15 protein-coding genes, 2 pseudogenes and 1 other annotated feature are annotated in these 14,060 nt (G+C 37.3%); of the genes and pseudogenes, 11 read left to right on the top strand and 6 right to left on the bottom strand.

Translation table 11 applies throughout. The features are described 5' to 3' along the window. Positions 1–2 precede the first annotated feature (2 nt). Positions 3–1,472, top strand: a complete 1,470-nt coding sequence (locus MKZ18_RS13280; protein ID WP_251385769.1) for a glycoside hydrolase family 32 protein — start codon at positions 3–5, stop codon at positions 1,470–1,472. Positions 1,473–1,506: 34 nt separating this feature from the next. Here the strand turns inward: MKZ18_RS13280 and MKZ18_RS13275 are convergent, their stop codons facing one another. Further along, positions 1,507–1,752, bottom strand: coding sequence for a DUF6241 domain-containing protein (locus tag MKZ18_RS13275; protein ID WP_251385768.1), 246 nt, complete (start codon positions 1,750–1,752; stop codon positions 1,507–1,509). Positions 1,753–1,930: 178 nt separating this feature from the next. Then, positions 1,931–2,473: a hypothetical protein gene (locus MKZ18_RS13270; RefSeq protein ID WP_251385766.1), complete on the bottom strand. Its 543-nt coding sequence runs from the start codon at positions 2,471–2,473 to the stop codon at positions 1,931–1,933. Between the two features lie 638 nt (positions 2,474–3,111). Here MKZ18_RS13270 and MKZ18_RS13265 point away from each other — a divergent pair. From MKZ18_RS13265 to MKZ18_RS13235, 7 genes and pseudogenes are all read left to right on the top strand, one after another. After that, complete coding sequence (locus MKZ18_RS13265) at positions 3,112–3,846, top strand: DsbA family oxidoreductase (RefSeq protein WP_025910941.1); 735 nt, start codon at positions 3,112–3,114, stop codon at positions 3,844–3,846. Positions 3,847–4,240: 394 nt separating this feature from the next. Further along, entirely contained in the window at positions 4,241–4,804 is a 564-nt protein-coding gene (locus tag MKZ18_RS13260; RefSeq protein WP_144593678.1) for a histidine phosphatase family protein, read from the top strand. A gap of 164 nt (positions 4,805–4,968) precedes the next feature. Then, a complete protein-coding gene (locus MKZ18_RS13255) occupies positions 4,969–5,235 on the top strand; it encodes a PadR family transcriptional regulator (RefSeq protein WP_061785558.1) in 267 nt (88 codons plus the stop codon). 6 nt (positions 5,236–5,241) lie between these two features. Beyond that, entirely contained in the window at positions 5,242–5,850 is a 609-nt protein-coding gene (locus MKZ18_RS13250; RefSeq protein WP_061785544.1) for a DUF2812 domain-containing protein, read from the top strand. A gap of 202 nt (positions 5,851–6,052) precedes the next feature. After that, entirely contained in the window at positions 6,053–6,481 is a 429-nt protein-coding gene (locus tag MKZ18_RS13245) for a DUF4188 domain-containing protein (protein ID WP_090752826.1), read from the top strand. A gap of 153 nt (positions 6,482–6,634) precedes the next feature. After that, entirely contained in the window at positions 6,635–8,248 is a 1,614-nt protein-coding gene (locus MKZ18_RS13240; RefSeq protein WP_025909684.1) for a putative polysaccharide biosynthesis protein, read from the top strand. Positions 8,249–8,437: 189 nt separating this feature from the next. After that, positions 8,438–8,947 (top strand): annotated as a pseudogene (locus MKZ18_RS13235) (transposase); the annotation flags it as partial. Positions 8,948–9,047: 100 nt separating this feature from the next. On the opposite strand, the pseudogene MKZ18_RS13230 reads toward MKZ18_RS13235, so the two are convergent. The 4 genes and pseudogenes from MKZ18_RS13230 to MKZ18_RS13215 all read right to left on the bottom strand — a co-directional run. Further along, positions 9,048–9,806: pseudogene (locus MKZ18_RS13230) on the bottom strand (IS3 family transposase); the annotation flags it as partial. Further along, a complete protein-coding gene (locus tag MKZ18_RS13225; protein WP_144593676.1) occupies positions 9,805–10,083 on the bottom strand; it encodes a YrdB family protein in 279 nt (92 codons plus the stop codon). The gene MKZ18_RS13225 and the pseudogene MKZ18_RS13230, both read right to left, overlap by 2 nt. Positions 10,084–10,089: 6 nt before the next feature. Further along, on the bottom strand, positions 10,090–10,689 hold the full coding sequence (locus tag MKZ18_RS13220) for a TetR/AcrR family transcriptional regulator (protein WP_061786596.1): 600 nt from the start codon (positions 10,687–10,689) through the stop codon (positions 10,090–10,092). A 27-nt stretch (positions 10,690–10,716) separates the two neighbouring features. Next, positions 10,717–11,430, bottom strand: a complete 714-nt coding sequence (locus tag MKZ18_RS13215; RefSeq protein WP_061786595.1) for an MBL fold metallo-hydrolase — start codon at positions 11,428–11,430, stop codon at positions 10,717–10,719. 153 nt (positions 11,431–11,583) lie between these two features. Here MKZ18_RS13215 and MKZ18_RS13210 point away from each other — a divergent pair, with 153 nt between their 5' ends. The 3 genes from MKZ18_RS13210 to tyrS all read left to right on the top strand — a co-directional run bounded on the left by MKZ18_RS13210 (position 11,584) and on the right by tyrS (position 14,027). Next, positions 11,584–11,892 (top strand): LysR substrate-binding domain-containing protein, encoded by a 309-nt coding sequence (locus MKZ18_RS13210; protein ID WP_186317454.1) that lies wholly within the window; start codon positions 11,584–11,586, stop codon positions 11,890–11,892. 133 nt (positions 11,893–12,025) lie between these two features. Continuing rightward, the gene (locus MKZ18_RS13205) at positions 12,026–12,532 is read left to right on the top strand and encodes a MarR family transcriptional regulator (protein ID WP_025909552.1); all 507 of its coding nucleotides are present in this window, start codon (positions 12,026–12,028) and stop codon (positions 12,530–12,532) included. Then, positions 12,527–12,742, top strand: a binding site (T-box leader). Its footprint overlaps the gene before it by 6 nt. A 40-nt stretch (positions 12,743–12,782) precedes the next feature. Next, on the top strand, positions 12,783–14,027 hold the full coding sequence (tyrS, locus tag MKZ18_RS13200; protein ID WP_025909553.1) for a tyrosine--tRNA ligase: 1,245 nt from the start codon (positions 12,783–12,785) through the stop codon (positions 14,025–14,027). Positions 14,028–14,060 lie beyond the last annotated feature (33 nt).

Genomic DNA, 14,060 nt, shown 5'->3' with positions numbered 1-14,060 from the left:
ATATGTTAACAACGAACGGAATTCAACAAGCAACGGAAGCAGTGGAACAAGCAAAGAAAAAGGTAAACAATCGTCATCGTCTCGGCTATCACATTATGGCTCCAGCAAATTGGATTAATGATCCAAATGGTCTTGTTCAATTTAAAGGAGAGTATCACGTTTTTTATCAGCATCATCCTTATGATGAAAATTGGGGTCCTATGCACTGGGGACATGTGAAAAGCTTAGATTTAGTTAATTGGGAACATCTTCCGATTGCACTTGCTCCAGAAGATGCTTGTGACAAGGATGGCTGCTTTTCTGGTAGCGCAGTTGATAATGATGGAGAGCTTACGTTAATTTATACGGGACATCATTATATCGACAAAGAAAGAGACTTGTTTTATCAAAACCAAAATATTGCAGTCAGTACAGATGGAGTACATTTCAAAAAGATAGTCGAGAATCCAGTTATTGAAAAGCCGCCAGCAGATAGCTCTCATCATTTTCGTGACCCAAAAGTATGGAAGCGCGGAAGGGATTGGTATATGATAGTGGGGAATTCAAAAAACAACATTGGTCGCGTTATTTTATATCGCTCTCCAAACCTTCGAAACTGGGAGTATATTGGCGTACTAGCAGAAGGAAACGAGCAGCTTGGTTATATGTGGGAATGTCCAGATTTCTTTGAGCTTAACGGTAAACATGTTCTACTGATGTCACCACAGGGGATAAAAGAAGCTGGAGATCACTTTAAAAACTTGTTTCAAACGGGCTATATGATTGGAGAATATGGGTACGACAAGAACAAGTTTGGGCATGGAGAATTTATTGAGTTAGATTATGGTCATGACTTTTATGCGGTTCAAACATTTTTAGACGATAAAAACCGTCGGATTGCAATTGGCTGGATGGATATGTGGGAATCGGATATGCCTACAAAGAAAGATGGCTGGTGCGGAGCACTTACATTACCTAGAGAACTTACGCTTTCAGCTGATGGAAAGATAAAGATGGTGCCTGTTGCAGAGGTGACACAGCTTCGAGAAAAGAAGCTGTCAGCGATTGAAAATCAAACGATTACTTCTAGCTATGAAATGGGTGTGCAGGGTTCAATGTTTGAGGTTGAAGCTGTGTTAGAGGTGACGAATGCAGAGAAGGTAGAGCTAGTACTTCGAGGCATCGAAAACGAAGCCACAGTTCTTGCCTATGACAAATCTACAAATAAACTTAGGATTGATTGCTCTAAATCAGGCAAGAAAAAAGATGGAATTCGTCGTGTCAAACTAGCAGCTAGTGACCAGTTGAAGCTACGTATTTTTGTTGACCGCTCTTCGATTGAAGTATTTATTAATGAAGGAGAGGCTACGATGACAAGTCGTATCTATCCAACAGAACCGTATCGCAGTGTAGAATTTACAAGTTGTTCAGGAAAAAGTCTACTGAAAAAAGCAACGTGCTGGAAATTAAAAGATATTTGGAATGAGAAATAAGCAAAAAGCACGGGACTAGTCCCGTGCTTTTTCGCTACTCTGCAAAATTATTCTCAATGAATTTTTGTTCTTCTTCAATTGTTAGTGTGCCGTAGGCTTGACCAACATTTCTACCTTGAAGTCTCCAAAAAAAGTTATGGTCTTCTGCAACTGTTGAAAAATTATCATTTTCCCAACGTTTTAAGATCGTTAGCATGTCTGTTTTATGTTCAAAAGAACTTGCTTCTACAATTGCAATCACTTTTTTGACATTTTCATTTGTTAAAGGAACCGCCCCCATTTATCCTGAGCACGCACTTTTTGATGAGTCATCTCGTGCATAATTTGCATCACTTCACTTTCTTCAGAATCAGCGGTTATACCGAGTTCTTCTGATACGCCACCTATAAAGCTTGCTTGTTCTTTAATTTTTTCTTCAATTTCTTCTGCTTTTTCCTTTTCAACAGAAGCAGCTGTGGTTAAAGAGGAGTATCCTGCTTTTTTGTCGTTAATCGAAGCGGACCCATAATGAACCAAATAAATACGGAAGAAATAATGGCTATGAGCCAGTAAATGAGCCAAAACGTATCTTGAAAGGGAACGATAAAAAAAGCAGATCCAATCAATATAAGCATAATAAGAGAGCACTTACAAAAACGGTAAAAGGAGCGCCACTGCTCTTGCTTTTTTGCTTCACCAACTAAACAGATTTTCTCAGGAAGCGTACCGTTATTCCATTTATGGTTCGCCCATTCGTCTGCCCACTTGATGGTTTGGTGGCCATAAACGATGGAAAATGCAATATATGCTGCCGATAAGCCGTGAAAAAAGGTTGGCTTTGTTCCGGTCGATAAATCGATAAATGTAACTCCTAACAGAAATAAATCAATAAGCGGTGTTGCTGCTAACAAAACAAGAGAGAGCTTTTCTTTTTTCCATACATACCGACAAAGCAATCCTAAAGCCAAGAACACCCAAAAAGCGACTTCTCCCAGTATAATGGCTAGAAAAATAGGGTTCATATACCTAGGTTCCTCCTTCTTACTTCAAGGTAGTCAATTCTATCATGACAATCATTTCAGCTAATCTTTCTTGTGAAATTAAATTTTTTAATCATAGTATAGTGCTGTTCAGCTTAACAAATAAGGAAAATTCCATGTATCTCTCTATGTGTATATGAAAAGTATAACTGCTCGTTTTAAATAAAGTAACATAACAAAAGGAAAAAAATTCATTTTTTGAAGTCGTAGTAAAAACTCAGGCTAAAGTTGTAGAAAAACATGCCAAAAGATACGGCAGGTGATGGATACGATAAAAGCTCTTTATTCATACAATGAAGATAGAAAGAAAGAGAGCGTTAGTAATAGAGGAGGAACCAATAATGACAGCTAAACAAAATGTTGAAACGAAAAAGCATATGTTTAAAGAATACTGGAATGAAATAATTAAAGCCCTCATTGAGACGAAATAAAAGGAGGAACAAATATGATTTACGTAAATGATTATGTGGTAAAAACCATTCATGAACTACACGTGCAAGAAGTTGAGCGAAAACGATTTTACCTTACCATATTTAAGCGCCAACATTGAGCATCTTATTAAGAGTTTCTTCAGTCATATGGTATGATAACAAATATCTTGAATTGAAGAGGTGCGAGTTATGAAAATTGAAGTATGGTCGGACTTTGTTTGCCCATTTTGTTATATTGGAAAACGTCGTTTAGAGGATGCCCTTGCGCAGTTTCCACATAAAGATGATGTTGAAGTGGAGTTTAAAAGCTTTGAACTTGATCAAAATGCGCCACTAAATACAGGTCAAACCATTAATGAAGCGTTAGCGAAAAAGTATGGCATGACGATTGAACAAGCGCAGCAGGCAAATGAAGGTATCGGCCAGCAGGCTAAAAGCGTTGGACTAACGTTTAATTTTGATAATATGAAGCCGACGAATACCTTTGATGCGCATCGCTTAGCAAAGTTTGCTAAAACAAAAGGTCAAGAAGAAGTAATTACTGAAAAATTACTCTATGCGTATTTTACAGAATCAAAAAATCTTGGTGATCGTGAGGTTCTTGTAAGCGTAGCGGAAGAAGCGGGCTTAGATCGCTCAGAAGCACTAGCCGTTCTGGAAGATAAAACGTCGTACTCAAATGATGTCCGTATTGATGAAAGTTTAGCGCAACAATACGGCGTAACGGGTGTTCCGTTTTTTGTCATTAATCAAAAGTATGCTATTTCAGGCGCACAGCCAAAAGAAACGTTCACAAGTGCTCTTGAAAAAGTATGGGCAGAAGAAAACCCAGCTCCTAAACTGCAGGATTTATCTGGGGATAGCTCTGTAGATGCAGCCTGCGTGGATGGGAACTGTGCCGTTCCATCAAAAGATGAACAATAACTAGTAAGTTATATCGTAAGAAAAAAGGAGAGAGCTTAAGCTCCTCCTTTTTTAATGGAATAATTTATTCACTTTTTCTTCGTTGTTTAGATAATCTGTAGCTAACTCTTTTAGTGACTGTTCACTGGAGAAATCGCTTAGTTGTTGAGTATACCAGCTTTCCAACTCCTTTTTTGTAAGTGTATATTCAGTATCATCAAATTGAAAGGTGATCCAGTTTGCATTTTGAATTAACGCAAAGATAAAGGTAGCGTTATAAATAGTGAATTGTTAAAATTAAACAAATGTGTAGCATTCCTTCAAGAAGTGAGCTTAGATTTCACAATATTGACAATAGAAATAAATTGAATATTTTGGTAATGTGTAAGTGGGACAATTGGGAAAAGGAGTATCTATGAAAATATCGTTTATAAGACATGGTAAATCTGCTTGGAACGAAAATGAAAAAATAAGCAGTGAACAATTTCGTGAATGGGTGTCAGCTTATGACGAAAAAGGCGTTCAGGAAGAAGAAGAGTACCCGCAGTCAACGGTCGAAGTTGTTGCTAGCAGCGGCATCGTACTAACGAGTGACTTAAAAAGAAGTCAACACTCAGCTAATCTATTGACGAGAGGGTCACGATTAAACTCAGACAGTATCTTTAGAGAAGTAGAGCTCCCTCAATGTACATTTGGTCAGTTTATTAAATGCAAACCAGCTGTTTGGCTTGTCATATTAAGGCTTTTATGGCTGGCTGGATACAGTCAGTCATGTGAGTCGTACAAGCAAGCGAGAAAGCGAGCAAAAATTGGAGCAGAACGCTTAGTTCAATATGCCAAAAATAAAGAGACAGTTGTCCTTGTTGGTCACGGATTTTTTAATCGTTTACTCGCAAAAGAACTAGAGAAAATGGGCTGGGTTACATATGAAAAAATGAGCAGCAAACATTGGAAGTGCATTACATATGAGTCGCCTTAATAAGTAGGTAAAGTCATCGCTTTTGGAAGCGATGGCTTTTTTATCTTTTTGGAAAAATGTTGACATATACAGTTAAACTATATATAGTTTAACTGTATAAAGTTGAACTGTATAAAGAGGGTGAATAAGTGAAAAAGCATAAACTTCTTCCGTTATCAGAAACAATGCACTATATTTTATTAGCTTTACGAGAACCTTTGCACGGATACGCGATTATGAAAAGAATTGAAGAGCTAAGTAATCATGATGTTCGGATTGCAGCCGGAACGCTATACGGAGCGATTGAAAATTTATTAAAACAAAAGTGGATTAAGCAGGTTCCATCTGATGATCCGAGGAGAAAAGTATATAACATCACAGACGAAGGGAAGCGTATTTTGAAAGTTGAACAACAGCGCTTAGCCCATATACTTTCTTTATATAAGGAGTGAGTGATCATGAAGAAATTTAAACTGTTTATCGATGTGGAGAAAGAAGAAGACTGGCTCAATGAAATGATAAGAAAAGGATGGCTTTGTCAACGAGTTGGGATGTTTGGAAGCTATCGTTTTATTAAAAGCTCTGCTGTAAGTCATGTTATTCGACTTGATCACCAAACGTTTAAAAATAAAGCTGATTTCTTATCTTATAAAACGCTCTATGAAGACTATGGGTGGAAGCATATTGCTGGAACAAAAATGAGTCATACACAGTATTGGATGGGGGAACCAGACGGAGATACGGAGTTGTTTTCAGACCTTTCTTCTCAAATTTCGTATTACAAGCGATTAATGAACTACAATGGTTTCTTCATGGTCTTTATTTTGTTTTTCATTATGATGTTTTACTCTGATAAAAACTTTGAAGCAGTTTGGAATCCAAAAGCAGCTTACTATACTCAAGGCCTTTGGGAGATGGAAAATCCTCAATTTATATTGGGCTTTCTATTTGAAACGCCCTTTGCTTTAATGAGATTTTTGAGCCCGTGGATTATGATTATATGTGGAATTATATTTGTCTTAACTTATCGGAAGTATGCAAAAAAAGTTAAAGAGCTATCTTCGTAACAGCAAGGGCAGGCTTCAGGTTTGAAGCCTGCCCTTGCTGTTTGTACATTCTTAGTAACAAGAGAATCAATATGTAAAAAATGTAATTTAAGTTATAGTGTTCCTTTGAAATAACTGGTAAACTATACATGATTACTGGGAGGTGAAGGTGTTGGCAAAGCAGATTTACAACGGGCGCTATACGGCAGATTGAGAAGAAGATATGGTTGTGTTTATTATCGGTATGAGAATTAATAAACTATTTTCTTTCTCAAAATGGCTTCCTGTATTTATGGCAATGCCGCCGATGATAAAAGAACTTTATCAAAACAAAGAGCTCGGCTTTTTACATACGGAAATGTCTTTTTCATGGAAAACAATGACTTTAATACAATACTGGAAAAGCTTTGAACAACTTGAGTCCTATGCAAAAGGAGCTCGTCATTTAAAAGCATGGAAGAAGTTTAATCAGCGAATTGGAAGCGATGGAACGGTTGGGATCTATCATGAAACGTATAAAGTCGAAGCAAATGCGTATGAGTCCATTTATGCAAACATGCCGCTGTTTGGACTGGCGAAAGCAAAAGGGCACAGGCCTGTAAATCGAGGGTTAGAGTCTGCGAGAGAAAGGTTGACGAAAGAGCATTCATAAATTCATTGTTGGTTACAATTGCAAATTAATAATGGTACTTAAAAGCTTTTGTTAACGAATAATAGAAAAAAGTAATGAAACAACCAAGAGTGAAGTGAAAGATGAAGAGTTTAAAAGTGGCTTATAGCTGCTTTTTTTAGCGAGGAGAGGAATATGAATAACAAGTTAGTCCGTGGCACGTTTTTTTTAACAGCTGCTACGTTTATCTCAAAAATCTTAGGGTTTGTTTATATTATTCCATTTATGAATTTGGTAGGAGATGAAGGATACGCTCTTTATAAATATGCGTATGGGCCTTATGGTCTTATGATTAGCTTATCGACAATGGGTCTCCCGCTAGCCGTTTCCAAGTACGTGTCAAAATATAATGGGCTAGGAAACTATCGGGCAAGTCAAGATTTATTGAAGTTTGGCTTGTTTTTAATGATGGTGACTGGGTTTATAGCATGCGCAACTTTATATGCTTTAGCTCCAACTTTAGCCCATTTCGTTGTTGGAAGGCAAGATGGAAGTGGAAATAGTATTGATGACGTAGTTTACGTAATTCGAATGGTCAGCTTTGCTCTTCTTATCATTCCAGCAATGAGCTTACTACGAGGGTATTTTCAAGGCAATCAATCAATGGGTCCCTCGGCTTTGAGCACGGTAATTGAGCAGGTCGTTCGCGTTCTGTTTATCGTATGTGGCGCGTATGCTGTGTTAACAATGTTTAATGGTAGTATAACAAGCGCGGTTGGAGTGGCGACATTTGGTGCAGTGATGGGAGGCGGCGCAGGTCTTCTTATATTGGTAACTGTGTATCAAAAGCGCAAGCATTTTATTTATAAACAAGTACAGAACAGTCGAGAGAACAAAAGAATTCCGATTGCTTCAATGTTAAAGGAGTTATTAAGTTATAGCATTCCATTTGTAATTGTTGGATTAGCCATTCCTATCTATCAAAATATCGATACGTTTACAATTAATGCGTTGTTTCAATCGATTGGCTATACCCAAGAAAAAGCCGAAACAGTCAATGCAGTTATTGGTCTTGCGCAGATATTGGTAATGATTCCAGTCTCACTAGCAACTGCTTTTGGGATGTCACTGCTTCCAAGCATTACGACTTCTTATACAAAAGGTGAAATAAATAATGTGAAGCAGAAAATTACGCAGGTTCTGCAGCTCTTTTTCTTTTTGACGCTTCCTGCTGCTGTTGGTTTATCACTGTTAGCAAAGCCTGTTTATCGAATGATTTTTCTGTCAGGAAGCAGCTATGAGCTGGGAGGTTTTGTTCTCCAATGGTACGCACCAATGGCCATTTTATTTGGTTTATTTACTATTACAGCAGCTATTTTACAAGGAATTAATCAGCAGAAAAAGGTCATTGCTGGTTTGCTAATTGGGATTATACTGAAGCTGAGTCTAAATATTGCACTACTTTCATCTTTTAAAGAACTCACACCAATTTTGGCGACGTACGTAGGCTATGGCGTCTCTGTTTTATATAATTTCCATCTTATTAAAAAAGCTCTGTCATACCGCATCATCCCCGAGCTTGCCAGAATGAAAATATCTATTGTGCACGTAACGTTCATGGGAATCGTTGTGTTTATCATGAGCAAATTGTTAACGGTTTGGTTAGCAGGCGCTGTACAGGATTATACTGCTTCTGTCCTTACAGCTATTCTTTCAGCAATAGCGGGAGCAGGTATTTATATGGGTTGCAGTTTTAGTAACAGCGAAATACGGGATCTATTTAAAAAGCCAAGGAGAAAAGTATCATGATGCTTTTCTCCTTAGTTATTTACTCAACTTTCGCATCGATAAATGTGCTATAAATTCATCTAGCTGTAGTTGCTGATGTCATTCAAGTACTATCATTGACACATAAAAATGCATGAAAAAACACCTATCCGTTTGGTATAGTTGATTTGTCGAGAATCAAACATTCCATACAGAAGAGGTGTCCTCTATATGATAGCGAATCATGACCAATCTAAGCAACTACCAAATGAAATAAAATCTACTTTTAAAGAACTAAAAGTATTGAAACATCTTAGAAAAGCTGGGATTACCAAGTCTTTTGGCTTTACCTGTGCTTATTTATTTCAGCTCATTTTCTGTTTGATCTTTGAAAACAAAAACTGGTTTCGAACACTTGAAAGTAAGAAATCTACCGATATTCCAGCTAAAGATGCGGTCTATCGTTTTTTGAACCGTTCCACTTATTCATGGAGAAGGTTTCTGCTTTTATTAAGCGCACACTCGATTGAAAAAGTAAGTAAGCTTACAAATCATGAGCGTATCAAAGTGTTGATTGTTGATGATTCATCTTATGATAAAAATCGAAGTAAATCGGTTGAACTTCTTGCGCGTTGTTTTGACCACGCTTCTCAAAAAATGCGCTTCTACAAAGGCTTTCGTATGCTTACATTGGGATGGTCTGACGGTACAACGTTTATGCCTGTAGACTTTTTGATACTACGTCAAGAAAATAGACACAGATTTCTACCGCACTTTCGCTTGGTAGCCTTCATAAAAAGTTTAAATTTATAAAGATTTAAACTTTTTTATGAAGGAGAAATCAAGATGCGAATTTCCTGTACATTTGTTCAAATTCATTCGGTGTGCAATACCCCAATGTCGAATGAATTCGCTTGGAATTGTAAAAGAACTCAATGTATTCAAATAGTGACTTCTTTGCTTCTTCTCTCGTTTTATACTTTGTTTGGTAAACAAGCTCTCGTTTTAGAATCCCGTGAAAGGACTCAATGCAAGCGTTGTCGTAACAATTTCCTTTCCGGCTCATGCTGCCAGTCATATTGTACTTTTTTAATAGATTTTGATATTCACAAGAAGCATATTGAACACCGCGATCTGAATGATGGACCACTCCATTCCCAGGTTTTTGGCGTTTGTAAGCCATCTTTAACGCAGAGATAACTAATTCTTTGGTCATTTTTTTATCCATGGCCCATCCTATTATCTTACGAGAATATAAATCCATTACGGTCGCCAAATACAACCAGCCCTCATTCGTTGGAATATAAGTGATATCCGTAACCCAGAACTGGTTTGGTTTACTCGCTTTAAACTGTCGATTTAAGACGTTTTCACTTACTGGGTGATGATGCCTCGAATTGGTCGTAGCCTTGTACTTTTGGACTGTACAAGACTTCCAGTGGTTCTTTGTCATTATTCGGGAGACTGTACGCTCACTTACTTTAACACCACGCTTTTTTAGTGTTTTCGTAATTTTAACACTGCCATAACGTTGCTTGAATTCAAGGTGAGTCTTTAATATCTCTTGTGAGAGTTTTTCATGCTTCTTCTGTCTTTCACTAATGTTTACCAGTAGCATATAGGGCAACAGAAGGAAGGCCAAATACAAGCAGTTCGAGCATTATATGCATAGACATAGATAGTTGAACTTGGGAACGTGGAGAACCGAAAACTCCCCAAACAATTGCAATTATTAATGGAGCACCTATTGCTAACAGTACTCTCATTACCCCTTTTCCAGTTTGTGCTCCCCAGTAAGCTAGTGAGCCAAGTGCAAATAATTCTAAGGAAAATCGCAACGCCAAATTTAAAACCTTTATGAGTGAAAGAATATTCATTTTAAATTAATCTCTTAAATATTCACTTTTTTTACTCTCTTGTTTAATTGCATCTATCCCTGTTAAAAAAATATCTATTAATGTATGAAAGCTTATATCAAGATCAAGAGGAAGGCCGAACCCTCTCTTCTGTTCAAGCGAAGCAAAACCATGTAAGATACTTCGTAATCCCCGTGTCGCGTGTATTGTTTGATCTTCTCCTAAGTCGTATTCATTAAGTACTTGAATAACAGTATCAACTGTTTCATTTTGTATGCTCCTAAGCTCCAGATCTTCAGGGTCAGGAGAACGAAGCATTGCTTCGTACAAACCAGGGTGATTACGAACAAAAAACATGTAAGCTTCTCCTAATGCACGAACTGCATTATCTTTTGAACGCCCTACAGTTGCACGTAGTAATACTTTATGAAGTTGTTCGTAACCATAAACAGCAAGCTTTTTTCTTAACGCTGGTAATCCGTTTATATGGTTATATAGAGAAGGTGGACGAATATTCAACGTTTTTGCAAGAGAAGCTAATGTTACTTCATCTATCCCTTGTGTATCTGCCATTTTTGTAGTGGCTTGTAAAATAGTATCTAAATCAAGTCCTGGTCTTGGGGTCATATTTAACTATTCCTTTCTTAAAATATACTAAATGTGTTCAATATTTAACTTAGCTTTTGTAATAGCGTGGGTTATAGCTTTTTCTGGTTGTTTTAACATTTTTCCATGCCCTACAGCAAGTAATGAAGGGTTATATTCTAGTAATTTATGTGCACTCTGAAGTGCAGTTTCCTTATTCCACGTAGCCATTGCTGGAAAAGGAAATAAAGGTCTAAGTTGGCCAGTTACTGCCATACCACCTCTTGTTTGGAAAGCATCACCAGCGATTAAGGTTCTACTACGCGTATCAAAATATGCCATTGAGCCTGGCGTATGTCCAGGAGCAGCTATCGCGATAAGTGAACCAATTTGATCTCCATTTTGTAATAAAATATCTGCTCGGGTTTTCAAATTTTTAGGTACTCCACCACGTATAGGAGTATCTGGTTCATTAGGATCCAGTGTAATGTCCCCACTCATTAATCGAGCATCTCTACTTGAAATATGTACAGGAACATCGGGAAGTAGTTGTTTTATCTTATCAAGTGCTCCTACGTGATCGTCGTGCGCATGTGTCAGAAGAATACGTGTAATTGGTTTATTAATTTTTTTAGCAGCTTTTAATATTTTCTTAGCACTGTAAGGAAGTGCAGCATCAATTAAGGTTAGACTATCATCCTCTTCAACTAGGTAACAATTAACCGGGAAAAAACGGGGTAAAAAAGTCAATTGATATAAATGTCCTTCGCGAATGATCCTCATAGGAACATCTCCTTCTCATATTAGCTTTAAAACTATTGTTATTTATATATTAACTAATATAGTTAGTTAATGCAAGCTAAGATACGTTTTTTTATTACTTTCTAGTTCTTATACTGTAACTTCTAATTTTTTTAGACCATACATAAGAGGGCTTTGAAGTGGTTCACGTATGGGTTGGAGCTACTGATTATTAGAAGGTATTGGCGCGAGCATTTTAAAAAGCGTCCTGATATTCAAGCAGCCCACGTTGTTCCAGATTTAAGAGCCATATTAGAAGCAATTGAACAAGGCATGGGGATAAGCGTCTTACCAACGTATTTAGTTCAAGGTTCAATCGCACAAAATCGCTCTAAAGTATTGTTTTCAACACTGCACGTCTCCAATACAATTTATGCTGCTTATAAATCGGATCATAAAAGTCACCCTGCGTTTCAAGAGATACTTTTAAAATTACAGAAATAGCATGAAGTCGCGTTTAGGCTTCATGCTTTTTTTATATAGAGCTTGCTTTTTAGGTTAAAGTATAGTTTAATTACACTTATATAAATTAATCATTAGGTAGCTAATGATTCTGAAAATTCAAGGTAAGGTGCGAATGGATAAGAAAAATAAACATCAAATAGAAGAGGTAGATCGTTTAAAGGTTTTATCTGAAAGCCTAGGAGAAGACGTTGATTTACACGCAGTAGCAGTTGCTACCAATCTCTACAGAGCAGCTCAATCTTTGCGCATTGTGATGGAACGCGACGTACTATCAGCTCATAAACTATCGTGGACTGCATTTTCATTACTATATGATGTGTGGGTATGGGGGCAAAGGGAAACAAAAGAGTTAGCTGTTTCTTCAGGCGTTACGACGGCAACAATTAGTACCATAACGAATACATTAGAGCGCAAAGGCCTATGTAAGCGCAGTGCTGACCCAAGAGATAGACGTCGTGTTAGCATTAGCCTAACAGAAAAAGGTGAACAAGTAATTAAAGAGCTGTATCCAAAATTTCATCAAGGTGAAAAGAAGCTTGTTCATTCAATGGAAGTAAGTGAGCAAGAACGGTTAGCTGAGCAGCTTCGCTATATGATTCAAAATATTAATAACGTATAGGCATTGAGAGGATCTTAGTAGTTTTTATCTCCCTATTTTTCAGAGAGCCAGTGGACGGTGTGAACTGGTATATAGATAAAAGTGAATTACATTCCTTGAGCTTTCTTTGTGTAGCAGCAAAGAGCGGTGAGTAGCCGTTAAAAAATGAAGTGGAAGAGAACATCTCTCTTCAACAAGGGTGGTAACGCGTGTAAAAGCCACGTCCCTTATTTAGGGGCGTGGTTTTTATTATTTTTAAGGAGGAAGTAAAATGGAAAACTTTTTAGCACAAGCAACAGAAAATCAAAAAGCAGAGATTGAGAGGCAGTACAAATTATATAGTTTTGGAACTCAGGAAATCATTCCTGCGGATGAACTGAAGCAAAAAGTAGCAAAGGCCGTTATAACAGGTGCACCGCTGAAAATTAAGCTAGGATTGGACCCTTCAGCTCCTGATGTTCATTTAGGGCATACAGTCGTATTAAATAAGCTTCGTCAATTTCAAGAAAATGGGCATGTTATTCAGCTTTTAATCGGTGATTTCACAGGTAAAATTGGTGATCCAACGGGTAAGTCTATTGCGAGAAAACAATTAACGGATGAGGAAGTCAAGCATAATGCCAAAACGTACTTTGAACAATTCGGAAAAGTGCTAGATATGAACAAAGTAGAACTTCACTATAATTCCTTTTGGTTATCAAAGCTTAATTTTGAAGACGTCATTAATTTAGCAGGGAAAATTACCGTATCACGCTTACTAGAACGAGATGACTTTGAAAAGCGTTTAGGAGAAGGAAAGCCAGTTTCTCTTCACGAATTTTTCTATCCACTTATGCAAGGGTATGATTCTGTAGAATTAGAATGTGATATTGAACTTGGTGGGACAGATCAGCACTTTAATATTTTAATGGGACGTCACTTTCAAGAGAAGTATGGAAAAGAAAAGCAAGTAGCCATGCTTATGCCTTTATTAGAAGGGTTAGATGGAGTAGAAAAGATGTCTAAGTCCAAAAAGAACTACATCGGTATTGATGAAGAGCCTTGGAACATGTATGGAAAAGCAATGTCAATTCCAGATGAACTCATGATAAAGTACTACAAGCTTGCTACGGATGTACCTTTAGAAGAAATTGAAGAGATGGAACGAGGTTTAACAATGAACACGAAACATCCTCGAGATCTAAAGATGCAGCTTGGTAAAACAATTGTACGAATGTACCATGGTGAAAAAGCTGCACAAGAAGCTGAGAATCATTTCAAAACGGTCTTCCAAAAAGGAGCTTTGCCAGATGATATTCCGGTGGTGAAATGGGAAGGTTCAGAACAACTTCCAATCATTGAGCTATTGGTTGAGCTAGGACTTCAAACCTCTAAAAGTGAAGCCCGTCGGATGATTAAAAATGGTGGGGTAAAACTAAATCAAGAAAAAGTAACAGATGAAAACTTACAAGTAGCCATAGAAAATGACTTAATTGTTCAAGTTGGCAAAAGAAAATTTGTTCAGCTTAAAAGATAACGGAGAAAGCTCTCATACCAGAGAGCTTTTTTT

The sequence above is a fragment of the Priestia sp. FSL W8-0001 genome, from assembly GCF_038050335.1.
GTDB lineage: Bacteria > Bacillota > Bacilli > Bacillales > Bacillaceae_H > Priestia > Priestia flexa.
This window is presented reverse-complemented; position numbering and strand designations above follow the sequence as displayed.

What these genes read in the sequence shown, in the direction of transcription:
- MKZ18_RS13280 (WP_251385769.1), top strand. Translation starts at nt 3, where the DNA reads ATGTTAACAACGAACGGAATTCAACAAGCAACGGAAGCAGTGGAACAA.
- MKZ18_RS13275 (WP_251385768.1), bottom strand. Translation starts at nt 1,752, where the DNA reads ATGGGGGCGGTTCCTTTAACAAATGAAAATGTCAAAAAAGTGATTGCA.
- MKZ18_RS13270 (WP_251385766.1), bottom strand. Translation starts at nt 2,473, where the DNA reads ATGAACCCTATTTTTCTAGCCATTATACTGGGAGAAGTCGCTTTTTGG.
- MKZ18_RS13265 (WP_025910941.1), top strand. Translation starts at nt 3,112, where the DNA reads ATGAAAATTGAAGTATGGTCGGACTTTGTTTGCCCATTTTGTTATATT.
- MKZ18_RS13260 (WP_144593678.1), top strand. Translation starts at nt 4,241, where the DNA reads ATGAAAATATCGTTTATAAGACATGGTAAATCTGCTTGGAACGAAAAT.
- MKZ18_RS13255 (WP_061785558.1), top strand. Translation starts at nt 4,969, where the DNA reads ATGCACTATATTTTATTAGCTTTACGAGAACCTTTGCACGGATACGCG.
- MKZ18_RS13250 (WP_061785544.1), top strand. Translation starts at nt 5,242, where the DNA reads ATGAAGAAATTTAAACTGTTTATCGATGTGGAGAAAGAAGAAGACTGG.
- MKZ18_RS13245 (WP_090752826.1), top strand. Translation starts at nt 6,053, where the DNA reads ATGGTTGTGTTTATTATCGGTATGAGAATTAATAAACTATTTTCTTTC.
- MKZ18_RS13240 (WP_025909684.1), top strand. Translation starts at nt 6,635, where the DNA reads ATGAATAACAAGTTAGTCCGTGGCACGTTTTTTTTAACAGCTGCTACG.
- MKZ18_RS13225 (WP_144593676.1), bottom strand. Translation starts at nt 10,083, where the DNA reads ATGAATATTCTTTCACTCATAAAGGTTTTAAATTTGGCGTTGCGATTT.
- MKZ18_RS13220 (WP_061786596.1), bottom strand. Translation starts at nt 10,689, where the DNA reads ATGACCCCAAGACCAGGACTTGATTTAGATACTATTTTACAAGCCACT.
- MKZ18_RS13215 (WP_061786595.1), bottom strand. Translation starts at nt 11,430, where the DNA reads ATGAGGATCATTCGCGAAGGACATTTATATCAATTGACTTTTTTACCC.
- MKZ18_RS13205 (WP_025909552.1), top strand. Translation starts at nt 12,026, where the DNA reads ATGGATAAGAAAAATAAACATCAAATAGAAGAGGTAGATCGTTTAAAG.
- tyrS (WP_025909553.1), top strand. Translation starts at nt 12,783, where the DNA reads ATGGAAAACTTTTTAGCACAAGCAACAGAAAATCAAAAAGCAGAGATT.